This is a genomic window from Pseudomonas sp. QL9, assembly GCF_041409665.1.
GTDB classification, from domain to species: Bacteria; Pseudomonadota; Gammaproteobacteria; order Pseudomonadales; family Pseudomonadaceae; genus Pseudomonas; species Pseudomonas knackmussii.
The window spans coordinates 1029379-1053029 of record NZ_CP166971.1 but is presented as its reverse complement, the minus strand read 5'-3'; the positions used below and the strand labels follow the sequence as shown (position 1 = coordinate 1053029).

The following is a 23651-nucleotide window of genomic DNA, read 5'->3' as shown; positions in this document are numbered from 1 at the left end:
GCAATGATCTTCGATTACGCCATCGTCTGGGAAAACCTGCCGCTGTACTTCAGTGGTCTGCTGGTGACTCTCAAGCTACTCGCCATCTCCTTGCTCATCGGCCTGCTGTTCGCCGTACCGCTGGCGCTGATGCGTGTGTCCAAGCAGCCGGCGGTGAACCTGCCGGCATGGCTCTACACCTATGTCATCCGCGGCACGCCGATGCTCGTGCAGCTGTTCCTCATCTACTACGGATTGGCGCAGTTCGAGGCGGTGCGCAACAGCGTGTTCTGGCCGTGGCTGTCCAATGCCAGCTTCTGTGCCTGCCTGGCCTTTGCCATCAACACCAGCGCGTACACCGCCGAAATCCTCGCCGGTAGCATCCGTGCTACCCCGCACGGTGAGATCGAGGCGGCCAAGGCGGTCGGCATGTCGCGCCTGAAGATGTACCGCCGCATCCTCCTGCCCTCGGCGCTGCGCCGCGCGCTGCCGCAGTACAGCAACGAAGTGATCATGATGCTGCAGACCACCAGCCTGGCGTCCATCGTCACCCTGGTGGACATCACCGGCGCCGCGCGCACCGTGTACTCGCAGTACTACTTGCCGTTCGAGGCCTTCATCACCGCCGGCCTGTTCTACCTGATCCTCACCTTCATCCTGGTGCGCCTGTTCAAGATGGCCGAGCGCCGCTGGCTGGCCTACCTGGCGCCGCGCAAGCACTGAGCCGGAAGAGGGAAGCAGCATGCAACGAGTCGATCACCTGCTGCCCGGCGCGAGCCTGGGCAGCGAGCGGCACCTGAGCGTATTCCGCTTCGGCGCCGGCGAACGCAAGGTCTACATCCAGGCCAGCCTGCATGCCGACGAACTGCCGGGCATGCGCACCGCCTGGGAGCTGAAGCAGCGCCTCGCCGCGCTGGAGGCAGAAGGTCGGCTGAACGGCGTGGTCGAGCTGGTCCCGGTGGCCAACCCGATCGGCCTCGGCCAGTGGCTGCAGGCCAGCCACCTCGGGCGTTTCGAGATGAGCGGCGGGCAGAACTTCAACCGCGGCTTCGTCGAGCTGGCATCGCTGGTCGGTCCGCGCGTCGTCGCCCAGTTGAGTGGTGATGAGCAGGCCAACGTGCGGCTCATCCGGCAGGCCATGCGCGAAGTGCTGGACGAACTGCCGCCACCGGTCGGCGAGCTGCAGGCCATGCAGCGCCTGTTGCTGCGCCATGCCTGCGATGCCGAAATCGTGCTCGACCTGCACTGCGACTTCGAGGCCTGCGTGCACCTCTACGCCCTCCCGCAGCACTGGCCGCGCTGGCGCTCGCTGGCTGCACGCCTCAAGGCGGGAGTCGCATTGCTGGCGGAAGATTCCGGCGGCAACTCGTTCGACGAATCCTGTTCGCTGCCCTGGCTGCGTTTGGCGCGGGCTTATCCACAGGCGGCGATTCCGCCGGCTTGCCTGGCCACCACCGTGGAGCTGGGCAGCATGGGGGACACCCGCGTCGAACAGGCTCGCGACAACGCCGAGGCGATCCTCGGCTTCCTCGCCGAACAGGGGCTGATCGCCGGCGAATGGCCGGCAATGCCCGAGCAGTGCTGCGAGGGCATGCCTTTCGAAGGCACCGAATACCTGGCCGCGCCCCATGCGGGTGTAGTCAGCTTCCTGCGCTACGCCGGCGAGTGGGTGGAAAAGGGCGAGGCGCTGTTCGAGGTGGTGGACCCCCTGAACGACAAGGTCAGCACCGTGCGCGCCGGGACTTCCGGCGTGCTCTTCGCCCTCGAGCGAGGGCGATACGCGCTGGCAGGACACTGGATGGCCAAGGTGGCCGGGCGTGAGCCGTTCCGTACGGGCCGGCTGATCAACGACTGAATTCGAGTAACCGACATGTACAAACTGGAAATCCAAGACCTGCACAAGCGCTACGGCAATCACGAAGTGCTCAAGGGCGTCTCCATGGCGGCCAAGGCGGGCGACGTGATCAGCATCATCGGCTCCTCCGGCTCGGGCAAGAGTACCTTCCTGCGCTGCATCAACCTGCTGGAGCAGCCGCACGCCGGCAAGATCCTCCTCAATGGCGAGGAACTGAAGTTGGTAGCGAACAAGGACGGCGGGCTCAAGGCCGCCGACACCAAGCAGCTGCAGCGCATGCGTTCGCGCCTGTCGATGGTGTTCCAGCACTTCAACCTGTGGTCGCACATGAGCGCCCTGGACAACGTGATGGAAGCGCCGGTGCACGTGCTGGGCGTATCCAAGGCGGAAGCCCGCGAGAAGGCCGAACATTACCTGGCGAAGGTCGGTGTTTCGCACCGCAAGGACGCCTACCCCGCGCATATGTCCGGCGGTGAGCAGCAGCGCGTGGCCATCGCCCGTGCGCTGGCCATGGAGCCGGAGGTGATGCTGTTCGACGAGCCGACTTCGGCGCTCGACCCCGAGCTGGTCGGCGAGGTGCTCAAGGTCATGCAGGACCTCGCCCAGGAAGGCCGCACCATGGTGGTGGTGACCCACGAGATGGGCTTCGCCCGCGAGGTTTCCAACCAGCTGGTGTTCCTGCACAAGGGGCTGGTGGAAGAGCGTGGATGCCCGAAGGAAGTGCTGGCCAACCCGCAATCGGACCGCCTCAAGCAGTTCCTGTCCGGCAGCTTGAAGTAAGCTGTACCTCGTCCATGTCGACAGAAGCCTTCGAATGACTGCCCAACGCATCGGTTTCCTGCTCTGGCCCCAGACTCGCGCGCTGACCCTGGCGCTCGCCGAGGAGGCCCTGCGGGTCGCCCGGCGCCTGCACCCCGAAGCGCTCTACGATCCGGTCTTCATGTCCGTCGAGCCGTCGGTCGAAGGGGAGGGCTGGCGCCTGCCGGGGCAGTCCTGGCAGGGCATGCTGGAACAGTGCCAGCGAGTCTTCCTGGTTGCCGACGAGGCGCCGCAACATATCTCCGCACCGCTGGCTGCCGCGCTCAAGCAACTCGCCCGCGGCGGCGTGAGCATCGGCGCGCTGTCGGCCGGCATCTACCCGCTGGCCCAACTCGGCCTGCTCGACGGCTATCGCGCCGCGGTGCACTGGCGCTGGCACGACGACTTCACCGAGCGCTTCCCGAAAGTCATCGCCACCAACCACCTGTTCGAGTGGGATCGCGACCGCCTCAGTGCCTGCGGCGGCATGGCTGTGCTCGACCTGCTGCTGGCCGTGCTGTCTCGAGACCACGGTGCGGAACTGGCCGGTGCAGTGTCGGAAGAGCTGGTGGTCGAGCGCATCCGCGAAGGCAACGAGCGCCAGCGCATCCCGCTGAAGAACCGCCTCGGCTCCAGCCACCCGAAGCTCACCCAGGCGGTGCTGCTGATGGAGGCCAACATCGAGGAGCCGCTGACCACCGACGAGATTGCCCAGCACGTCTGCGTCTCGCGTCGTCAGCTGGAGCGCATCTTCAAGCAGTACCTGACCCGCGTGCCCAGCCAGTACTACCTGGAGCTGCGCTTGAACCGCGCGCGGCAGATGCTGATGCAGACCAGCAAGTCGATCATCCAGATCGGCTTGTCCTGCGGCTTCTCCAGCGGCCCGCACTTCTCCAGCGCCTACCGCAACTTCTTCGGCGTGACCCCGCGCGAAGACCGCAACCAGCGTCGCGGCCAGGGCTCCGCGGAAGCTACGCCGGCTGCAGGCAGCGAGCGCGGCTGAGTCCGTTCCCAGCAGGGGGCCTCCCTGTAGGAGCGGATCTCATCCGCGAAGATCCCCGCACCGATACATCCACCTAGGAGCGCGCCATGCGCGCGAATCGCGGATAAGGTCCGCTCCTACAGGGGCACGTCGTGCATCGAGGTTCGCTTCTACGAACAGCTTTTGGGTTTCCGGAGAATCACCTGGGCCGGCCCTGTCCTTACACCGCACAAATTCACCAAGCGCCTTGTACCCACTGGGGCTCCCTGCCTTTACACTGCGCCTTCCCGACGCTTTCTGTCGCATTTCCGAAAACCGCGGAAATCCCCGGGTTGGCGCTATAAGAAGTTGTCGCTTCGCGGCAATGCCAGCCCCTGATCAGCCCCTACAATCCCTCCATCGATAGCCGCCCTACCAGGCAGGAGAACTCCGATGTCCGCTCCGCAAGCGCAGGTTCAACGTTCCGACTTCGACCAGCTGATGGTCCCCAACTACTCCCCGGCCGCTTTCATTCCGGTGCGTGGTCAGGGTTCGCGAGTCTGGGACCAGAGCGGCCGAGAGCTGGTGGACTTCGCCGGCGGCATCGCCGTGAACTCCCTGGGCCATTGCCATCCGGCGCTGGTCGGTGCGCTGACCGAACAGGCCAACAAGATCTGGCACGTGTCCAACGTGTTCACCAACGAGCCGGCCCTGCGCCTGGCGCAGAAACTGATCGGCGCCACCTTCGCCGAACGCGTGTTCTTCGCCAACTCGGGCGCCGAGGCCAACGAAGCCGCGCTCAAGCTGGCCCGTCGCTATGCCCATGACGTATATGGCCCCGAGAAGTTCGAGATCATCTCTATGGTCAACAGCTTCCACGGTCGTACCCTGTTCACCGTCAATGTCGGTGGCCAGGCCAAGTACTCCGACGGCTTCGGTCCGAAGGTACAGGGCATCACCCATATTCCGTTCAACGACCTGGCCGCGCTGAAAGCCGCCATCTCCGACAAGACCTGCGCGGTGATCCTCGAGCCGGTTCAGGGCGAGAGCGGCGTGCTGCCGGCCGACAAGGCCTACCTGGAAGGCGTGCGCAAGCTGTGCGACGACAACGGCGCGCTGCTGATCTTCGACGAAGTGCAGAGCGGCTTCGGCCGGACCGGCCACCTGTATGCCTACCAGCACTACGGCGTGACCCCGGACGTCCTCTCCAGCGCCAAGAGCCTGGGCGGCGGCTTCCCGATCGGCGCCATGCTGACCACCGCGAAGATCGCCGAGCACCTGGTCGTCGGTACCCACGGCACCACCTACGGCGGCAACCCGCTGGCCTGTGCCGTTTCTGGCGCCGCCTTCGATGTGATTAATACTCCTGAAGTGCTCGAAGGCGTGCGCGCCAAGCACGAGCGCTTCAAGGCGCGCCTGGAGAAGATCGGCCAGGAATACGGCATCTTCACCCAGGTTCGCGGTCTCGGCCTGCTGATCGGCGCGGTGCTTTCCGACGCCTGGAAAGGCAAGGCCAAGGACGTCTTCAACGCCGCCGAGAAGGAAGGCGTGATGGTCCTGCAGGCCGGTCCGGACGTGGTTCGCTTCGCGCCCAGCCTGGTGATCGCCGATGCCGACATCGACGAAGGCCTGGATCGCCTCGAGCGCGCGGTCGCCAAGCTGACCCGCGGCTGATTCGCCGTACGGCGCCGGGAGTCTCCGGCGCCGGTTCGATCCGGCCGGACGTGGTCCGGCCGTTCTTAGCAGGCCCCGAATGCGTTGGCGCAGGCTGCGTCCTGCGCGCAACCCAGGGAGGGATGTTTCATGTGGTTTTGTCTGGATAGAGGAGTGACGCCATGCTGGTGATGCGCCCCGCCCAAGTGGCCGACCTGCAGCAGGTGCAGCGTCTCGCCGCGGACAGCCCGGTCGGCGTCACGTCGCTGCCGGACGACGCGGAACGGTTGAAAGAGAAGATTCTCGCCTCGGAGGCCTCGTTCGCCGCCGAAGTCAGCTTCAACGGCGAAGAAAGCTACTTCTTCGTGCTCGAGGATACGCAGAGCGGGCGCCTGGTCGGCTGCTCGGCGATCGTCGCCTCGGCCGGCTTTTCCGAGCCGTTCTACAGCTTCCGCAACGAGACCTTCGTGCACGCCTCGCGCGAGCTGAAGATCCACAACAAGATCCATGTCCTCTCGCTGTGCCACGACCTCACCGGCAACAGCCTGCTGACCAGCTTCTACGTCGAGCGCGACCTGGTGAATACGCCCATCGCCGAGCTCAACTCCCGTGGTCGCCTGCTCTTCATGGCCAGTCATCCGGAGCGCTTCGCCGATGCTGTCGTCACCGAGATCGTCGGCTACAGCGACGAGCAGGGCGAGTCGCCGTTCTGGAATGCCGTCGGGCGCAACTTCTTCGACCTCAACTACAGCGAGGCCGAGAAGCTGTCCGGGCTGAAGAGCCGCACCTTCCTCGCCGAGCTGATGCCGCACTACCCTATCTACGTGCCGCTGCTGCCGGACGAGGCGCAAGAGGCCATGGGCCAGGTGCATCCGCGCGCGCAGATCACCTTCGACATCCTGATGCGCGAAGGCTTCGAGACCGACAACTACATCGACATCTTCGATGGCGGTCCGACCCTGCATGCGCGCACTTCGGGCATCCGTTCTATCGCCCAGAGCCGCCTGGTGCCGGTGCGCATCGGCGAAGTGCCGAAGGCGACCCGCAGCTACCTGGTCACCAACGGCCTGCTCCAGGACTACCGCGCGGTGGTCGCCGAGCTCGACTGGGTTCCCGGCAAGCCGGTCACCCTGAGTGCGGAAACCGCCGAGGCCCTGGGCATCGGCGAAGGCGCCAGCGTCCGCCTGGTGGCGGTCTAACCAGTTCCGGGGAATCCATATGATCGTTCGTCCTGTCACCAGCGCCGACCTGCCGGCCCTCTTCGATCTGGCGCGCAGCACCGGCACCGGCCTGACTACACTGCCGGCCAACGAGCAGCGCCTGGCGCACCGCGTCAGCTGGGCCGAGAAGGCCTTCCGCGGCGAAGCCGAGCGCGCTGACGCCGACTACCTGTTCGTCCTCGAAAACGACGACGGCAAGGTCGTCGGCATCTCCGCCGTAGCTGGCGCAGTCGGCCTGCGCGAGCCCTGGTACAACTACCGCGTCGGCCTCACCGTCAGCGCCTCCCAGGAACTGGGCATCCATCGCGAGATTCCCACGCTGTTCCTGGCCAACGACCTCACCGGGCAGTCCGAGCTGTGCTCGCTGTTCCTGCACGCCGATGCGCGGACCGGCCTCAACGGTCGACTGCTGTCCAAGGCGCGCTTCATGTTCATCGCCGAGTTCCGCGAACTGTTCGGCGACAAGGTGATCGCCGAGATGCGCGGCATGTCCGACGCTGCCGGCCGCTCGCCGTTCTGGGAAAGCCTGGGCCGGCACTTCTTCAAGATGGAGTTCAGCCAGGCCGACTACCTGACCGGCGTCGGCAACAAGGCCTTCATCGCCGAACTGATGCCGAAATTCCCGCTGTACACCTGCTTCCTCTCGGAAGAGGCGCGCAACGTGATCGGCCGCGTGCATCCGGACACCGAGCCGGCGCTGGCCATGCTCAAGGGGGAAGGCTTCAGCTACCAGGGCTACGTCGACATCTTCGACGCCGGCCCGGCCATCGAGGCGCCGACCGAGAAGATCCGTGCCATCGCCGACAGCCAGACGCTGGTGCTGGCCATCGGCACGCCGGGTGACGACGCCGAGCCCTTCCTGATCCACAACCGCAAGCGCGAGGAGTGCCGCATCACCGCGGCGCCGGCGCGGGTCGCCGCCGGCTCCCTGGTGGTCGACGCGCAGACCGCCAAGCGCTTGCGTCTTGCCGCGGGCGCCTCGGTGCGCGCGGTGCCGCTGTCCGCCGGAAAACGCAGCTGATCCCGCGCGGATCGGAGGAGAACAAGAGATGACTACCCACTACATCGCCGGCCAGTGGCTGGCGGGCGAGGGCGAGACCCTGGAATCCCTCGACCCGGTCAGCCAGGCCGTGGTCTGGCACGGCCGTGGCGCCAGTGCCGCGCAGGTCGGCGCCGCAGTCGCGGCCGCCCGTGCGGCCTTCCCGGCCTGGGCTCGTCGCCCGCTGGAAGAGCGCATCGCCGTGCTGGAGGCCTTCGCTGCAACCCTCAAGGCGCGCAGCGACGAGCTGGCCCGGGCGATCGGCGAGGAAACCGGCAAACCGCTGTGGGAAGCGGCCACCGAAGTCACCAGCATGGTCAACAAGGTGGCCATCTCGGTGCAGGCTTATCGCGAGCGTACCGGGCTGAAGTCCGGCCCGCTGGCCGATGCCACCGCTGTGCTGCGGCACAAGCCGCATGGCGTGGTCGCCGTGTTCGGTCCCTACAACTTCCCCGGCCACCTGCCCAACGGGCACATCGTTCCGGCGCTGCTGGCCGGCAACGCGGTGATCTTCAAGCCCAGCGAGCTGACCCCCAAGGTCGCCGAGCTGACCGTGCGCGCCTGGATCGACGCCGGCCTACCGGCCGGCGTGCTCAACCTGGTGCAGGGTGCCCGTGAAACCGGTGTCGCCCTGGCCGGCCATGCCGACATCGATGGCCTGTTCTTCACCGGCTCCAGCCGCACCGGCAACCTGCTGCACAGCCAGTTCGGCGGGCAGCCGCAGAAGATCCTGGCGCTGGAGATGGGCGGCAACAACCCGCTGATCGTCGATCAGGTGAAGGACGTCGAAGCTGCCGTCTACACCATCATCCAGTCCGCCTTCATTTCTGCTGGCCAGCGCTGCACCTGCGCGCGCCGCCTGCTGGTGCCCGCCGGCGAGTGGGGCGATGCCCTGCTGGCGCGCCTGGTTGCGGTGGCAGCGAACATCAAGGTCGGTCGCTTCGACGAGCAGCCAGCACCGTTCATGGGCTCCGTGGTCTCGCTGGCCGCCGCCGAGCAACTGCTCAAGGCCCAGGCAAACCTGCTGGCCAAGGGCGCCGAGGCCCTGCTGGCGATGACCCAGCCGCAGCCGGGCGCGGCCCTGCTGACCCCGGGTATCCTCGACGTGACGGCGGTTGCCGATCGCCCGGACGAGGAATTCTTCGGCCCGCTGCTGCAGGTCATCCGCTACGCCGACTTCGACGCCGCCGTGCGCGAAGCCAACGCTACCCAGTACGGCCTGGCCGCCGGCCTGCTGTCGGACTCCCGCGAGCGCTTCGAGGACTTCCTCCTCGAGAGCCGCGCCGGCATCGTCAACTGGAACAAGCAGCTCACCGGCGCCGCCAGCAGCGCGCCCTTCGGTGGCATCGGCGCGTCCGGCAACCACCGTCCGAGCGCCTACTACGCGGCCGACTATTGCGCCTATCCGGTCGCCTCGCTGGAAAGCGAAAGCCTCAGCCTGCCTGCAACCCTGACTCCGGGAGTGAGCCTGTGATGACTGCCTATGAAATGAACTTCGACGGTCTGGTCGGACCGACTCACAACTACGGTGGACTGTCGTACGGCAACGTCGCTTCGCAGAGCAACAGCCAGGCGGCTTCCAACCCGAAGGAAGCCGCCAAGCAGGGCCTGGCGAAGATGAAGGCGCTGATGGAGATGGGCTTCAAGCAGGGCGTGCTGGCCCCGCAGGAGCGCCCGGCAGTCGCCTCGCTGCGCGCGCTCGGCTTCTCCGGCACCGACGCCGAGGTAATCGCCAAGGCAGCGAAGGAAGCAATGCCTTTGCTCGCCGCGGTCAGCTCGGCCTCCTGCATGTGGACGGCCAACGCCGCAACTGTCAGCCCTAGCGCTGACACGGCAGACGGCCGCGTGCACTTCACCGCGGCCAACCTGAACTGCAAGTTCCACCGCTCCATCGAACACCCGGTCACCAGCCGCATCCTCGGCGCCATGTTCCGCGACGAGAAGCACTTCGCACATCACGCCGCGCTGCCGGCGGTGGCGCAGTTCGGTGACGAAGGTGCGGCCAACCACACGCGCTTCTGCAAGTCCTACGGCGAAGCCGGCGTGGAGTTCTTCGTCTTTGGCCGCAGTGCCTTCGACAGCCGTTTCCCGGCGCCACAACGCTATCCGGCGCGGCAGACCCTGGAAGCCTGCCAGGCGGTCGCCCGTCTACACGGCCTGGGCGAGGAGGGCGTGGTCTACGCCCAGCAGAACCCGGCGGTGATCGACCAGGGCGTGTTCCACAACGACGTGATTTCGGTGGGTAATGGCGAAGTGCTGTTCCACCATGAAGACGCCTTCCTCGACACCGAGCGCGTACTGGCCGAACTGCACGACAAGCTGGGCCGCCGTGGCGGCCGCTTCCGCGCCGTATGTGTGCCGCGAGAGCAGGTCACCGTGGAAGACGCGGTACGTTCCTACCTGTTCAACAGCCAGCTGCTCAGCCGCGCCGACGGCAGCATGCTGCTGATCGTTCCGGAGGAATGCCGCAAGAACGAGCGCGTGTGGAACTACCTGTCGCGCCTGACCGCCGAGGACGGCCCGATCCGCGAGGTGAAGGTCTTCGATCTCAAGCAGAGCATGCAGAACGGCGGCGGCCCGGCCTGCCTGCGCCTGCGCGTGGCGCTCAACGACGCCGAGCTGGCGGCGGTGAACCCGGGCGTGATCATGACCCCGAGCCTTTACGACACCCTGGTCGCGTGGGTCGACAAGCACTACCGCGACCGTCTGTCCGAGGCCGATCTGGCCGACCCGCAGTTGCTCGTGGAATGCCGGACGGCGTTGGATGAACTGAGCCAGATCCTTAAACTGGGCTCCGTCTATCCCTTCCAGATGAGTTGAGCACCATGACCACCGAAAGCCTCCCGCTGATTCTCGAAGACAACAAGGGCGAGCGCCGCGAGACCCACACCGCGCGCCTGGCCATCCGCCTGGAAGGCCGCGAATTGTGGCTGGAGGCCGACGGCAAGGGCGGCCTGCTGATCTACGCAGAGTCCTTCGAAGAGGACACCGAGGTGCCGCTGCTGGTGGTTCGTCCGCAGGCGGTCAACCAGCTGGGCCTGAGCCTGGAGCTGGAACCCGCCGAAGTCCACGAACATGGTCCAGACTGTGGATGTGACCATCATTGATCGCCGGAGCCGCCGCCCGCTTAGGGCGGTGGCTGCCAGGGAGACCCGCGCATGCTAGCACTGGGCAAGCTGCTCGACCTGACACTCGTCGGTCGCGAACCGACTGAAAAGATCCAGCTGACCGCCGACGGCACCCGCCTGCATTGGCTGGCCGAAGGCGCCCTCGAAGTGACTCCTGCCAGCGGCCGGGACAATGGCCTGGACCTGCTGCTCTCAGCCGGCATTCACGGTAACGAGACGGCGCCGATCGAACTGCTCGACCGGCTCATCCAGCGTATCGCCCGGGGGCAGCTGAAACCGGCGGTGCGTCTGCTGTTCCTGTTCGGCAATCCCGATGCCATGCGTCAGGGCGAACGCTACCTGGAACAGGACATCAACCGCCTGTTCTGCGGGCGCCATGAAGACGGCAGCGGCAACGAAGCCCTGCGCGCCTCCGAGTTGGAACGACTCGCGGCAGCCTTCTTTTCCCGCGATGGGCGTCCGCGTCTGCACTACGACCTGCATACGGCGATCCGCGGCTCGAAGATCGAGCAGTTCGCCCTCTATCCCTGGAGCGAGGGGCGCGAGCATTCCCGTTCCGAGCTGGCGCGCCTGCGCCGCGCAGGCATCGATGCGGTGCTGCTGCAGAAAAAGACCGGCATCACATTCAGCTCCTACACCTACAGCCAACTCGGCGCCGAGGCCTTTACCCTTGAACTGGGCAAGGCGCGCCCGTTCGGGCAGAACCAGACGGTCAACCTGGAGCGCCTGGAAGCGCTGCTGGAGTCGCTGGTCGACGGCAGCGAAGCAGCATCGGGCGATGCCGGGCTGGACGGCCTCCAGCTGTTCGCCGTGTCGCGCGAGGTGATCAAGCACAGCGATCACTTCCGCCTGCACCTGGACGACGCGGTGGATAACTTCACCGAACTGGATCATGGCTACCTGCTGGCCGAGGACATCGGTGGAACCCGCTGGATAGTGGAAGAGCAGGGCGCCCGTATCATCTTCCCCAATCCGCGGGTGAAGAACGGCCTGCGCGCCGGCATCCTGGTAGTCCCCACCGAGCTCTGACTCCCTCCACAGGAGCGGATCTCATCCGCGAATCGCGCCGGTCCTTCCGGCCATCGCGGACAAGGTCCGCTCCTACGCTCAGCTTGCCTTGTCCCTGGGGCATCAAGCGCATAGCATCGGGCTCCTTTCCCGTTTCCCAGGAGCCCGTCATGTCCGTCGTCGATCTTCGCAGCGATACCGTCACCCTGCCGACCACCGGCATGCGCGAAGCCATGGCTCGGGCCGAGCTGGGCGATGACGTCTACGGCGAAGACCCGACCGTCAACCGCCTGGAAGCGACCCTGGCCGAGCGCCTGGGCTTCGAAGCCGGGCTCTTCGTGCCGACCGGCACCATGAGCAACCTGCTCGGACTGATGGCGCACTGTGGCCGGGGCGACGAGTACATCGTCGGCCAGCAGGCACACACCTATAAATATGAAGGCGGCGGGGCTGCCGTGTTGGGATCTATCCAGCCACAGCCCATCGACGGCGAGGCCGACGGCACGCTCGACCTGGCCAAGGTCGAAGCAGCGATCAAGCAAGACGACTTCCACTTCGCCCGCACGCGCCTGCTGGCGCTGGAAAACACCATGCAGGGCAAGGTCTTGCCGCAGTCTTACCTGGCTGCCGCGCGTGAGCTGACTCGCCGCCGTGGCCTTGGCCTGCACCTGGACGGCGCTCGTCTGTACAACGCTGCGGTGAAGCTTGGCGTCGATGCCGGCGAGATCACCCGTTATTTCGACTCGGTTTCCGTGTGCCTGTCCAAGGGCCTGGGTGCCCCGGTGGGCTCGGTTCTGTGCGGCAGCGCCGAGCTGATCGGCAAGGCCAGGCGTCTGCGCAAGATGGTCGGCGGCGGCATGCGCCAGGCTGGCGGGCTGGCGGCGGCCGGGCTGTACGCGCTGGACTATCAGGTCGAGCGCCTGGCCGAGGACCACGCCAACGCCGAAGCCCTGGGCCGCGAACTGGCGGAGCTGGGCTACGGCGTCGAGCCGGTGCAGACAAACATGGTCTACGTCGACATCGGCGCGCAGGCCGCAGCCCTCCGCGCCTTCCTTGGCGAGCGGGGCATTCGCGTCAGTGCCGCGCCGCGCCTGCGCCTGGTCACCCACCTCGACGTGAAAGCCGGGGATATTCCGCGTATCGTCGAGGCTTTTGCCGCCTTTCGTCGAAACTGAGCCTCGTCTGCGTCGCTATCGGCGTTAACTATCGCGCAAAGACACTACAACCTTGATCAAGGGCCGATATAATGCGGCCCTTTGTCGGCGATTCGTGGCCGCATTTTTCCGTGGAAGAACCTATGAAAAGCGCTGAAATCCGTGAAGCCTTCCTCCGCTTCTTCGAAGAGAAGGGGCATACCCGCGTAGCGTCGAGTTCGCTGATTCCGGCGAACGACCCGACCCTGCTGTTCACCAACGCCGGCATGAACCAGTTCAAGGACTGCTTCCTCGGCCTGGAAAAACGCGCCTACACCCGCGCCACCACCAGCCAGAAGTGCGTCCGCGCCGGCGGCAAGCACAACGACCTGGAAAACGTCGGCTACACCGCGCGCCACCACACCTTCTTCGAAATGCTGGGCAACTTCAGCTTCGGCGACTACTTCAAGCGCGACGCCATCACCTACGCCTGGGAGTTCCTGACGTCCGAGAAGTGGCTGAACCTGCCGAAGGAAAAGCTCTGGGTCACCGTCTACGCCAGCGATGACGAGGCCTACGACATCTGGACCAAAGAGGTCGGCATCCCCGCCGAGCGCATGGTTCGCATCGGCGACAACAAGGGTGCCCCCTACGCCTCGGATAACTTCTGGGCGATGGGCGACACCGGTCCATGCGGCCCCTGCACCGAGATCTTCTTCGACCACGGCGCCGACATCTGGGGCGGCCCGCCCGGCTCGCCGGAAGAAGATGGCGACCGCTACATCGAGATCTGGAACAACGTGTTCATGCAGTTCAACCGCACCGCGGACGGCGTCATGCACCCGCTGCCGGCGCCAAGCGTGGACACCGGCATGGGCCTTGAACGCATCAGCGCCGTGCTGCAGCACGTCCACTCGAACTACGAGATCGACCTGTTCCAGAGCCTGCTGAAGGCCTCCGCCGAGGCCATCGGCTGCGGCAACGACGACGCGCCTTCGCTGAAGGTGGTCGCCGACCACATCCGTTCCTGCAGCTTCCTGATCGCCGACGGCGTGCTGCCGTCGAACGAAGGTCGCGGCTACGTGCTGCGCCGCATCATCCGTCGCGCCTGCCGCCACGGTAACAAGCTCGGCGCCAAGGGCAGCTTCTTCCACAAGATCGTCGCCGCCCTGGTCGGCGAGATGGGCGAAGCCTTCCCCGAACTGAAACAGCAGCAAGCGCACATCGAGCGCGTGCTGAAGACCGAAGAAGAGCAGTTCGCCAAGACCCTGGAGCAGGGCCTGAAGATCCTCGAGCAGGACCTGAACGAACTCAAAGGCAGCGTCATCCCCGGCAACGTGGTGTTCAAGCTGTACGACACCTACGGCTTCCCGGTCGACCTGACCAACGACATCGCCCGCGAGCGCAGCCTGACCATCGACGAAGAAGGCTTCGAGCGCGAGATGGAGGCCCAGCGCGAGCGCGCTCGTTCCGCCAGCGCCTTCGGCATGGACTACAACAGCCTGGTCAAGGTCGATGGGGACACCCGCTTCCTCGGCTACCAGGGCGTTTCCGGCGCCGGTCAGATCATTGCGCTGTTCAAGGACGGCAAGGCCGTCGATCAACTGAATGAAGGCGAGGAGGGCGTGGTCGTCCTCGACCAGACCCCGTTCTACGCTGAATCCGGCGGCCAGGTTGGCGATTGCGGCATCCTCGCTGGCGCCGGCGTGCGCTTCGACGTGCGCGACACCACCAAAGCCGGTGGCGCCCACCTGCACCACGGTGTCGTAGCCCAGGGCAGCCTGGCTGTTGGCGCTGCGGTCAAAGCCGAAGTCGACGCCTCGGTGCGCCAGGCCACTGCGCTGAACCACTCCGCCACCCACCTGCTGCACGCTGCGCTGCGCCAGGTGCTGGGCGATCACGTTCAGCAGAAGGGCTCGCTGGTGGATAGCCAGCGCCTGCGCTTCGACTTCAGCCACTTCGAGGCGATCAAGCCAGAGCAGCTGAAGCAGCTGGAAGACATCGTCAACGCCGAAGTCCGCAAGAACAGCGAAGTCGAGACCGAAGAGACCGACATCGAGACCGCCAAGGCCAAGGGTGCCACGGCATTGTTCGGTGAAAAGTACGGTGACCAGGTGCGCGTGCTGAGCATGGGCGGCGACTTCTCCGTCGAACTGTGCGGCGGTACCCACGTGTCCCGTACCGGTGATATCGGCCTGTTCAAGATCACCAGCGAAGGCGGCGTGGCCGCTGGCGTGCGCCGCATCGAAGCGGTGACTGGCGCTGCCGCGCTGGCCTACCTCAATGGTGCCGAAGAGCAGCTCAAGGAAGCGGCCAATCTGGTCAAGGGCAGCCGCGACAACCTGCTGGACAAGCTCTCCGGGCTGATCGAGCGCAATCGCCAGCTGGAGAAAGAACTCGAGCAGCTCAAGGCTAAGGCTGCCAGCGCAGCAGGCGATGACCTGGCCGGCTCGGCTGTCGAAGTGGCTGGCGTGAAGGTCCTGGCTGCGCGTCTCGATGGCCTGGACGGCAAGGCGCTGCTGGCGCTGGTCGACCAACTCAAGAACAAGCTGGGCAGCGGCGTCATCCTGCTCGGCGGTGTTTTCGAGGAGAAAGTGGTGCTGGTTGCCGGCGTAACCCAGGACCTGACCGCCAAGCTGAAGGCCGGCGACCTGATGAAGCAGGCCGCGGCGTCCGTGGGCGGGAAGGGCGGTGGTCGTCCGGACATGGCCCAGGGCGGCGGCACCGAAGCCGGCAAGCTGGACGAAGCACTGGCACTGGCGAAGACCTTCGTCGAACAGGCTGGCTAAAACCTCGAAAACCAAGGTCCGCAGCGCGTCCGGCGGACCTTGGCAGCATGCTGCGATGCATGTTAAATGGGCGCCCTTCAGGAATCAGGCGGCTTTGAAATGGCTTTGATCGTACAGAAATTTGGAGGGACCTCCGTCGGCACCGTCGAGCGAATCGAGCAGGTGGCCGAGAAGGTCAAGAAATTCCGCGAAGCGGGAGATGACATCGTCGTGGTGGTTTCCGCCATGAGCGGCGAGACCAACCGCCTGATTGGCCTGGCCAAGCAGATCATGGAGCAACCGGTTCCGCGCGAACTGGACGTCATGGTCTCCACCGGCGAGCAGGTCACCATCGCCCTGCTGAGCATGGCCCTGATCAAGCGCGGCGTGCCGGCGGTCTCCTACACCGGCAACCAGGTGCGCATCCTGACCGACAGCGCGCACACTAAAGCACGCATCCTGAGCATCGACGACGCCAATATCCGTGCCGACCTCAAGGCCGGTCGCGTGGTTGTAGTCGCCGGTTTCCAGGGCGTCGACGAACACGGCAACATCACCACCCTCGGCCGTGGTGGCTCCGATACCACGGGCGTGGCCCTGGCTGCGGCGCTGAAGGCCGACGAGTGCCAGATCTATACCGACGTCGATGGCGTCTACACCACCGATCCGCGCGTAGTGCCGCAGGCTCGCCGACTGGACAAGATCACCTTCGAAGAGATGCTGGAAATGGCCAGCCTCGGTTCCAAGGTGCTGCAGATCCGCTCGGTGGAGTTCGCCGGCAAGTACAACGTTCCGCTGCGCGTGCTGCACAGCTTCCAGGAGGGTCCGGGCACCCTCATTACCCTTGATGAAGAGGAATCCATGGAACAGCCGATCATCTCCGGCATCGCCTTCAACCGCGACGAAGCCAAGCTGACCATCCGTGGCGTACCGGATACTCCCGGCGTGGCCTTCAAGATCCTTGGTCCGATCAGCGCGGCGAACATCGAAGTCGACATGATCGTGCAAAATGTTTCGCACGATAACACCACCGACTTCACCTTCACCGTCCATCGCAACGACTACCTCGCCGCTCTGGAAATCCTCAAGCAGACCGCCGCCAACATCGGTGCGCGCGAAGCTACTGGCGACACCAACATCGCCAAGGTTTCCATCGTCGGTGTCGGTATGCGTTCCCACGCTGGCGTCGCCAGCCGCATGTTCGAGGCGCTGGCCAAGGAGACCATCAACATCCAGATGATCTCCACCTCGGAAATCAAGGTTTCCGTGGTCATCGAGGAGAAGTATCTGGAGCTCGCGGTACGTGCCCTGCACACCGCATTCGAGCTCGACGCTCCGGCCCGTCAGGGCGAGTAAGAGCAGGTTATGCAAAAGGCGCGGCTAATCCCGCGCCTTTTGTCGTTTTTGATCGGGGCGTAGGAACTTTCATTCCCAGCGGACTGGTCAATACTTGGGTGAAGGAGCACACACTTGATTTTCGTGGCTCTGCCGCCATTTCTTTTTTGCAGACTGCTTATCCGAAACACGTAAGGAGAAAGGAATGCTGATTCTGACTCGCCGGGTCGGAGAGACCCTGATGGTTGGTGATGACGTCACTGTGACCGTGCTGGGCGTCAAGGGAAATCAGGTGCGCATCGGTGTGAATGCGCCGAAGGAAGTCGCGGTGCACCGCGAAGAGATCTACCAGCGGATCCAGAAAGAAAAAGATCAAGAACCAAACCATTAATTTTTCTCAAATTTTTCCTTTGCAAACGGGGAAAACATGGTTATCATGCGCCCCGTGTTGCGGAGAGGTGGCCGAGTGGCCGAAGGCGCTCCCCTGCTAAGGGAGTACACCTCAAAAGGGTGTCGGGGGTTCGAATCCCCCCCTCTCCGCCATTTGCACGCTCTGGTGTGAATGCGCTGTCAGGTAGCTAAGCTGCTGAAAAGATTGAAAAATCTTGTTGACAGAGCGAGATGTTCAAACTAGAATTTGCGCCCCATCAGCGCACTCATAGCTCAGCTGGATAGAGTACTCGGCTACGAACCGAGCGGTCGGAGGTTCGAATCCTCCTGAGTGCGCCATTATTCAAGGCGGTTGCGCAAGCAAGCGTCAGCGGTAACAAGGGCCTAGGCCCGAGATACTGCGCCAGTTGGTGAATCTGGCTAAACTGCACCAACCAGCGCACTCATAGCTCAGCTGGATAGAGTACTCGGCTACGAACCGAGCGGTCGGAGGTTCGAATCCTCCTGAGTGCGCCATATACGAAAGGGCCTGCAGAAATGCAGGCCCTTTTTCTTTGCGCCGATTTTTTTTCCTAGCGCTTTTTCTTCGCCGATCCCTTCACACAGCCGAACTCGTCGAAGGTCACACTGCGCTGTGCCTTGCCCGGACGGGCGTTGTAGATGTAGCGGGTGCGACTGTCGGTCTGGGCGACTCTGTCGGGTTTGCCGAAAGCGTTCTCCACATCGGCGCGGGTCATGCCGGTCCTGATCCGGCCTTGGATGATCGCCGTGCGGCGTTCGCTCTCGTCGAGCAGGTTGCCGCATCCATCCTGGCGTTCCCCGACAATGGTCAGTGCTGGGCTTTCTTCGGCTGTCGTGCGTTTTGTCGTGCGTGGTGCCTTTGGGCGGGCGAGGGGGACCGGTTTGCCGCTTCCAGGTGTTGGGTTGAAAGCTTTCTGCAGGTTCTGCAACTGATCTGGCGGGCAACCATGCTGGCTGAAGGTCAGGTGTCCGTCTGCCGACTCGCAGCGGTAAAGCGTCGCTGCTTGGCATTCCAGGGCTGTTCCGATTGTTAAGGCGAGGGCTATCCATCGTGGGTGGGGGTTGCACATATTCGGTCCTCATTGCCGAGCCTGCGCGCAGCTTATCCGCGACCCTGAAAGCGAATTCTCCGAGTGCCCTGAGTGAGACTTCCGGCGTCGCATTTGCTGAGTGAGAGACCTGCGAGCTTTTTCGTGCAAGCGATTGTTATATCCGTGTTTTTGTGACGCGAAAGCCGCAACTGAGTGTTATCATTCCCTCTATCTGCCCGACATGGGCGCGTGGGCACACCACCATGGACTTACCCAGTAGTTACTCCGAACCTCGATTGCCTGAACACGACCTGATGTTTTAAGCCCCCACGCGCTCCGCCGCTGGGGGTGGAGCCGTGCCATGACTGAAGTAGAAGCCAAAAAGCCGCAGGAAAGCCTGCAGGACCGCCTGAACCAGGTGGTCGAACTGCTGAACAAGCACAAGCTGGTTGAAGACCTGGCGCACCGCCAGGAAGGCCAGCACCAGGGGCTCGTCGAGAACCTGGTCCACCGGCAGAACCTCGCCGAGCTCCAGCGCAAGCTGGACGACCTGCACCCCGCCGACATCGCCCACATCCTCGAGTCCCTGCCGCTGGACGACCGCCTGACGGTCTGGCAGTTGGTCAAGGCCGAGCGCGACGGCGACATCCTTCTCGAAGTATCCGACGCCGTCCGCGAGACGCTGATCGCCGACATGGACGATCACGAGATCCTCGCCGCGGCCAAGGAGATGGACGCCGACGAACTCGCCGACCTCGCGCCGGAACTGCCGCGCGACGTGGTCCACGAACTGATGGAAACCCTCGATGCGCAGCAGCGCGAGCGTGTTCGCTCTGCGCTGTCGTACGAGGAAGACCAGGTCGGCGCGCTCATGGACTTCGAGATGGTCACCATCCGCGACGACGTCAGCCTGGAAGTGGTCCTGCGCTATCTGCGTCGCTTGAAGGAGTTGCCGGGCCACACCGACAAGCTCTTCGTGGTCGACTACGACGGCGTGCTCAAGGGCGTGCTGCCGATCAAGCGCCTGCTGGTCAATGATCCGGACAAGGACGTGGCGGAGGTCATGGCTACCGACCCGGTCACCTTCCAGCCCGACGAAGACGGCTACGACGCGGCCCAGGCGTTCGAGCGTTACGACCTGATCTCCGCGCCTGTCGTGGACAAGAACGGCAAGCTGATCGGCCGTCTGACCATCGACGAGATGGTCGACCTCATCCGCGAGGAAAGCGAAAGCGAAGTGCTGAACATGGCCGGTCTGCGCGAGGAGGAGGACATCTTCGCCTCGGTGTGGAAGTCGGTACGCAACCGCTGGACCTGGCTGGCCACCAACCTGATCACGGCCTTCATCGCCTCGCGCGTGATCGGCCTGTTCGAAGGCTCCATCGAGAAGCTGGTGGCGCTGGCTGCGCTGATGCCGATCGTTGCCGGCATCGGCGGCAACTCCGGCAACCAGACCATCACCATGATCGTCCGTGCCATCGCACTGGATCAGGTGCAGGCCAGCAATGCCTCAAGGCTGCTGCGCAAGGAAGTAGGCGTCTCCCTGGTCAACGGCCTGGTATGGGGCGGCGTGATCGGTATCGTCGCCTACTACCTCTACGGCAACTGGGAGCTTGGCCTGGTGATGACCGCGGCCATGACGCTCAACCTGCTGCTTGCGGCCATGGCCGGTGTGATCATCCCGATGACCCTGCTGCGCATGGGGCGCGACCCGGCGATGGGCTCCAGCGTGCTGATCACTGCGATGACCGACAGCGGCGGCTTCTTCATTTTCCTCGGCCTGGCCACCCTGTTCCTCATGTAGCCTCCAAGGCTGCAAGCGAACCGCCTTCGGGCGGTTTTTGCTTTTGGGGGGCGCTAGGTGGGTGCCAAGTCGGTGAAAGCTTCTCAAAGGCCGGTGAAATGCAGCAGGGATTATCACGGTAGTGTTCCTGCCATAGAACTTCTCCCGCTCATCAACAAGACCGCGACGATGTGCCCGGTCACCGTGCAGGCGGGTGACGCGGTTATCGCCGCTGCACGCAAGGCTCCTGACGTCATCGATCATCTGGGATGCGATCGAACCTGCTCGCCGTGCATCTCGACGTGACGAGCGAAAGCGAGTCCTATCAGGCCGTCACGGGCCAGGTCTTCGAACGGGTAGGTCAGTCCGCAGCCGCCATGTCGGCGTCCAACGAAAAAAGCCGGCGCTGGGCCGGCTTTTTCGGGGTGAAGGCGATCAGCCTTCGTTTTGCGCCATTTCCGCATCGTGGGCGATCAGCGCGATCAGCGCGTTCTGCTGGCGATGGGTCAGTTGGCGGAAGCGTTGCAGCAGCTCGCGCTCGTGCAGGCTGAGCTCGGGGCTGTCCAGGCGCAGGTTCATGTGGTCCTGCAGGGCGCCCTCTTGCAGCAGGCTCTGCTCCAGGCGGGCGATGATCTCCGAGTTCATGCTGCGATGGTGGCCGCGGGCGACCTCGGCGATGCGTTCACGCATGCCTTCGGGCAGGCGGACAACGAATTTGTCAGCGGTGCGGCTGGAGTAGGAGGGGGTTGCCTGTTTCAGTGGGCGCATACAATAAACCTGTAAGTCAGGGAAACGGTGCCAGGGCTATGTTCGAGTCCCTTGGACAGCGAAATCCGTCGGCCGTTCAGCGCAGAGTCAGTGTTCTGGTGAATAACCAATTACTTGACGTCAATTCTGCGACGTATTTTGCTTTCGATGAAGGCTAATTGCCAGCACCAATCGTCCGAAATGCGAGCCTATCGGCAGAACTTTCTTTCGATTGGTTAATGACACCTTGAGACACGTTATTGAGATTAGTCCATGTCCAAGGGCTCAGCTGCCATTGCGCCAGCATTCTACGGGCTAAAAACGGCATTTCCCGCGTTGGATGAAATGATGGCACAGTGCGGGCGCCGGTGCAGCCCGGCAAAATCGGCGGCTTTTCTCATTGCTACATCTCCCGAGGGTATGATGCACGCCGTTCGCCAGGCACTCGGCGGATGCGGGCAGAGATGAAATGACGGGCAGACTGATCTATCTGATGGGACCTTCGGGGGCGGGCAAGGACAGCCTGTTGCAAGCGGCTGCGCGGCCCCTGGCCGATCACGGCGCGCACATCGTGCGGCGGGTGATCACACGCTCGGCCGAGGCGGTTGGCGAAGATGCCGAGGCGGTCACGCCTGAGGCCTTTGCCGAGCGCGAAGCGACTGACGCCTTCGCCATGAGCTGGCGCGCCAACGGGCTGTGCTACGGCATTCCGCGACAAATAGACGCGTGGCTCGCGCAAGGCAAGGCGGTGCTGGTGAATGGCTCGCGCGGATACCTGGCTGAGGCACGCCGACGTTATCCGGACTTGCTTGCCGTATTGCTCAAGGTCGAACCGGAGGTGCTCCGGAAACGTCTTCTGGCGCGTGGACGCGAGTCGCTGGACGAGATCGAAGCGCGCCTGGCCCGCAATGCCTCGTTCGCCGAAGGGTTGCAGGGACCGCTGGTGGTGCTGGACAACTCGGCCGCACTGGAAGACTGCGTGCAGCGCCTGCTGGTCCTTGTGGCAAGCACTGCGGCTATCAGTCCAGAGACAACGAGAGGCTGACACCGTGGGCGCTAAAGCCCATGGCCGCATAAAAGCGATGGGCGGCTTCGCGTTGCAGATGACTGGACAGCGCCAGCTTGTAGCAACCCCACTCTCGCGCCTGTTCCACCGCTCGGCGAATCAACGCCTGGCCGACTCCCTGGCCGCGTGCGCGGCTGTCCACCACCATGTCTTCCAGCACTGCGGAACGGGCGAAGTTGTGCGCGATATGTTCGATCAGGTGCAGGCTGCATGTGCCCAGCAGGGTGCCGTCGCGCTCGGCGACCAGGGTCAGGGTTTGCGTTCCCGGCTGTTCCAGGCAGCGAGCCAGTCGCAGCGTATCCAGCGGGGGCTCGTCATTGCCGAGTTGCTGCAGCAGCGCTGCCAGGGCCACGGCGTCGCTACCCTCGGCGGAGCGCACGTCAAAGGTGGCAAGCGGCGAGTCGGGAATCAACGGGTGTGAGCTGTGGCTGTCCTGGGTCATCTGCGAATTCCACGGGAGAGGACGATTTCGCCCTATGCGGCCTGCCGGCGGCATGACAAATCCGTCGACGCTGGTTAACATGCCGACCCGGTCGCCACCAGGCGTACTGCTCCTCGGCGTGTCCCCATAGTTCAATGGATAGAATAAGCCCCTCCTAAGGGCTAGATACTGGTTCGAATCCAGTTGGGGACGCCATCCCGCCCGTTCTTCTGCGTCTCTCCCTCACGCCGCGTATGTGAAGCGGTTCTTGCCGTTGTGCTTGGACTCGTACAGGGCCTTGTCGGCCTTGATCAGCGCCTGGCTAAGGCTGTCGCCGGGGCCCAGCAGGGCGAGGCCGATGCTGATCGTCACGGGCGGCTCGCTGGGCGCCTCGCGGACCTGGCGACAGAGTTCGTCCACCGCCCGCTCGGCTTCCAGGCGCGTCAGCCCGCACAGGAAGATGCCGAATTCTTCGCCGCCCAGGCGGGCGAACTCGTGGCCATTCATCACGTGCTTCAACTGCCGGCCGACATGCTTGAGCACTTCGTCGCCGATGTCATGGCCGTAGCGGTCGTTGACCTTCTTGAAGTCGTCGACATCGACCATCGCCAGGTACTGCCGCTGCCCGTTGGCGGCGTGGATCCGCTGCTCGACGTTGAGCATGAAGGCGCGGCGGTTGGGTATCTCCGTCAGCACGTCGATGTACGCCTGGTCCAGCAGCAGCTTGGCCATGGCGAAGTTGCGTAGCCTGGCCTCCCGGGTGTGGTGGAAGTTGTAGGAAATGATGCCGGTGAAGAACAGCCAGTAGCTGATCAGCAGGGTCATGCGGAAGGGGCCGACTTCCGTCGAACCGAAGATCGGCGAAAGCAGCAGCCAGTCCAGCGCCATCACGCCGGCGAAGGCCCAGGTCCGCAGCGGCAGGATCGAGGCGCAATAGAGCATTGCCGAGGCGCTCAGGGTCGCCCAGACCGGCTGCAGGATCACCGGCAATCCATCAATGATCAGCCGTAGGCCGATACCGTAGCTGAGCGCGAAGACCAGGTTGAACAGGTCGAACTGCCAGGCCTTGCGGATGCCTTGCAGGATGGCCAGCTGCGCGTAGAGCAGGACCAGGGCGAGCACTGAATACAGGGTGAAGCCCTGGCCGCCCTGGAAGCTCACGATCAGGTCGAAGAGGAACCAGATGCCGATGCTGATGGCGTATACCAGCAGGCAGAAGCTGTGCTGCCGCTCGTACTCGTACTGCTGGAATTCCTGGCGCAGCGCCGCCGTGATGGGGCGCTGCAGGGCTTCTTGTTCGACGGTCTTGAACATG

21 protein-coding genes and 4 tRNA genes are annotated in these 23651 nt (G+C 64.3%); 21 read left to right on the top strand and 4 right to left on the bottom strand.

The features are described from left to right. The first annotated feature begins 3 nt into the window (after positions 1 to 3). From ACA097_RS04935 to ACA097_RS04850, 18 genes are all read left to right on the top strand, one after another. Positions 4 to 702, top strand: a complete 699-nt coding sequence (locus ACA097_RS04935) for an ABC transporter permease (RefSeq protein WP_160286209.1) — start codon at positions 4 to 6, stop codon at positions 700 to 702. Positions 703 to 721: 19 nt separating this feature from the next. After that, complete coding sequence (locus tag ACA097_RS04930; RefSeq protein WP_371368844.1) at positions 722 to 1834, top strand: succinylglutamate desuccinylase/aspartoacylase family protein; 1113 nt, start codon at positions 722 to 724, stop codon at positions 1832 to 1834. A gap of 15 nt (positions 1835 to 1849) precedes the next feature. Then, entirely contained in the window at positions 1850 to 2614 is a 765-nt protein-coding gene (locus ACA097_RS04925; protein ID WP_160286211.1) for an ABC transporter ATP-binding protein, read from the top strand. A gap of 34 nt (positions 2615 to 2648) precedes the next feature. Then, positions 2649 to 3635, top strand: a complete 987-nt coding sequence (argR, locus tag ACA097_RS04920) for a transcriptional regulator ArgR (RefSeq protein WP_043250552.1) — start codon at positions 2649 to 2651, stop codon at positions 3633 to 3635. Between the two features lie 411 nt (positions 3636 to 4046). Next, complete coding sequence (locus ACA097_RS04915) at positions 4047 to 5267, top strand: aspartate aminotransferase family protein (protein WP_371368842.1); 1221 nt, start codon at positions 4047 to 4049, stop codon at positions 5265 to 5267. Positions 5268 to 5428: 161 nt separating this feature from the next. Further along, positions 5429 to 6445, top strand: coding sequence for an arginine/ornithine succinyltransferase subunit alpha (gene aruF, locus ACA097_RS04910; RefSeq protein ID WP_043250555.1), 1017 nt, complete (start codon positions 5429 to 5431; stop codon positions 6443 to 6445). 19 nt (positions 6446 to 6464) lie between these two features. After that, a complete protein-coding gene (astA, locus tag ACA097_RS04905) occupies positions 6465 to 7487 on the top strand; it encodes an arginine N-succinyltransferase (RefSeq protein ID WP_160286212.1) in 1023 nt (340 codons plus the stop codon). A 28-nt stretch (positions 7488 to 7515) separates the two neighbouring features. Beyond that, positions 7516 to 8979, top strand: a complete 1464-nt coding sequence (astD, locus tag ACA097_RS04900) for a succinylglutamate-semialdehyde dehydrogenase (RefSeq protein ID WP_160286213.1) — start codon at positions 7516 to 7518, stop codon at positions 8977 to 8979. Next, positions 8979 to 10325 (top strand): N-succinylarginine dihydrolase, encoded by a 1347-nt coding sequence (gene astB / locus ACA097_RS04895; RefSeq protein WP_371368839.1) that lies wholly within the window; start codon positions 8979 to 8981, stop codon positions 10323 to 10325. Before astD ends, astB begins: the two co-directional genes overlap by 1 nt. 5 nt (positions 10326 to 10330) lie before the next feature. Beyond that, positions 10331 to 10612, top strand: coding sequence for a hypothetical protein (locus ACA097_RS04890; RefSeq protein WP_043250562.1), 282 nt, complete (start codon positions 10331 to 10333; stop codon positions 10610 to 10612). A gap of 51 nt (positions 10613 to 10663) precedes the next feature. Further along, on the top strand, positions 10664 to 11662 hold the full coding sequence (gene astE, locus ACA097_RS04885) for a succinylglutamate desuccinylase (protein ID WP_371368837.1): 999 nt from the start codon (positions 10664 to 10666) through the stop codon (positions 11660 to 11662). A 149-nt stretch (positions 11663 to 11811) separates the two neighbouring features. Beyond that, entirely contained in the window at positions 11812 to 12816 is a 1005-nt protein-coding gene (ltaE, locus tag ACA097_RS04880) for a low-specificity L-threonine aldolase (protein ID WP_371368835.1), read from the top strand. Between the two features lie 122 nt (positions 12817 to 12938). Further along, the gene (gene alaS / locus ACA097_RS04875) at positions 12939 to 15563 is read left to right on the top strand and encodes an alanine--tRNA ligase (RefSeq protein WP_371368833.1); all 2625 of its coding nucleotides are present in this window, start codon (positions 12939 to 12941) and stop codon (positions 15561 to 15563) included. A gap of 99 nt (positions 15564 to 15662) precedes the next feature. Next, positions 15663 to 16898, top strand: a complete 1236-nt coding sequence (locus ACA097_RS04870; RefSeq protein ID WP_043250570.1) for an aspartate kinase — start codon at positions 15663 to 15665, stop codon at positions 16896 to 16898. A gap of 184 nt (positions 16899 to 17082) precedes the next feature. Next, complete coding sequence (gene csrA, locus ACA097_RS04865) at positions 17083 to 17268, top strand: carbon storage regulator CsrA (RefSeq protein ID WP_003085981.1); 186 nt, start codon at positions 17083 to 17085, stop codon at positions 17266 to 17268. Between the two features lie 61 nt (positions 17269 to 17329). Beyond that, positions 17330 to 17420: transfer RNA gene (locus ACA097_RS04860), tRNA-Ser, on the top strand. A gap of 109 nt (positions 17421 to 17529) precedes the next feature. Further along, positions 17530 to 17606: transfer RNA gene (locus ACA097_RS04855), tRNA-Arg, on the top strand. 100 nt (positions 17607 to 17706) lie between these two features. Next, a tRNA-Arg gene (locus ACA097_RS04850) sits at positions 17707 to 17783 on the top strand. A gap of 56 nt (positions 17784 to 17839) precedes the next feature. On the opposite strand, the gene bamE is transcribed toward ACA097_RS04850, so the two are convergent. Then, complete coding sequence (gene bamE, locus ACA097_RS04845) at positions 17840 to 18358, bottom strand: outer membrane protein assembly factor BamE (protein ID WP_160286218.1); 519 nt, start codon at positions 18356 to 18358, stop codon at positions 17840 to 17842. A 322-nt stretch (positions 18359 to 18680) separates the two neighbouring features. Here bamE and mgtE point away from each other — a divergent pair, with 322 nt between their 5' ends. Next, complete coding sequence (mgtE, locus tag ACA097_RS04840) at positions 18681 to 20123, top strand: magnesium transporter (RefSeq protein WP_160286219.1); 1443 nt, start codon at positions 18681 to 18683, stop codon at positions 20121 to 20123. Between the two features lie 414 nt (positions 20124 to 20537). Here the strand turns inward: mgtE and ACA097_RS04835 are convergent, their stop codons facing one another. Next, complete coding sequence (locus ACA097_RS04835; RefSeq protein WP_043250577.1) at positions 20538 to 20870, bottom strand: Arc family DNA-binding protein; 333 nt, start codon at positions 20868 to 20870, stop codon at positions 20538 to 20540. A gap of 448 nt (positions 20871 to 21318) precedes the next feature. Here ACA097_RS04835 and phnN point away from each other — a divergent pair, with 448 nt between their 5' ends. Next, positions 21319 to 21894: a phosphonate metabolism protein/1,5-bisphosphokinase (PRPP-forming) PhnN gene (phnN, locus tag ACA097_RS04830; RefSeq protein ID WP_043250579.1), complete on the top strand. Its 576-nt coding sequence runs from the start codon at positions 21319 to 21321 to the stop codon at positions 21892 to 21894. Here the strand turns inward: phnN and ACA097_RS04825 are convergent. Next, complete coding sequence (locus tag ACA097_RS04825) at positions 21869 to 22357, bottom strand: GNAT family N-acetyltransferase (protein ID WP_043250581.1); 489 nt, start codon at positions 22355 to 22357, stop codon at positions 21869 to 21871. The genes phnN and ACA097_RS04825 overlap by 26 nt on opposite strands. Positions 22358 to 22477: 120 nt before the next feature. Between ACA097_RS04825 and ACA097_RS04820 the strand changes: the two genes are divergently transcribed. Next, positions 22478 to 22552 (top strand) — tRNA-Arg (locus ACA097_RS04820). 27 nt (positions 22553 to 22579) lie between these two features. On the opposite strand, the gene ACA097_RS04815 is transcribed toward ACA097_RS04820, so the two are convergent. Beyond that, positions 22580 to 23650, bottom strand: a complete 1071-nt coding sequence (locus ACA097_RS04815) for a diguanylate cyclase domain-containing protein (RefSeq protein WP_371368829.1) — start codon at positions 23648 to 23650, stop codon at positions 22580 to 22582. Position 23651: the final 1 nt, after the last annotated feature.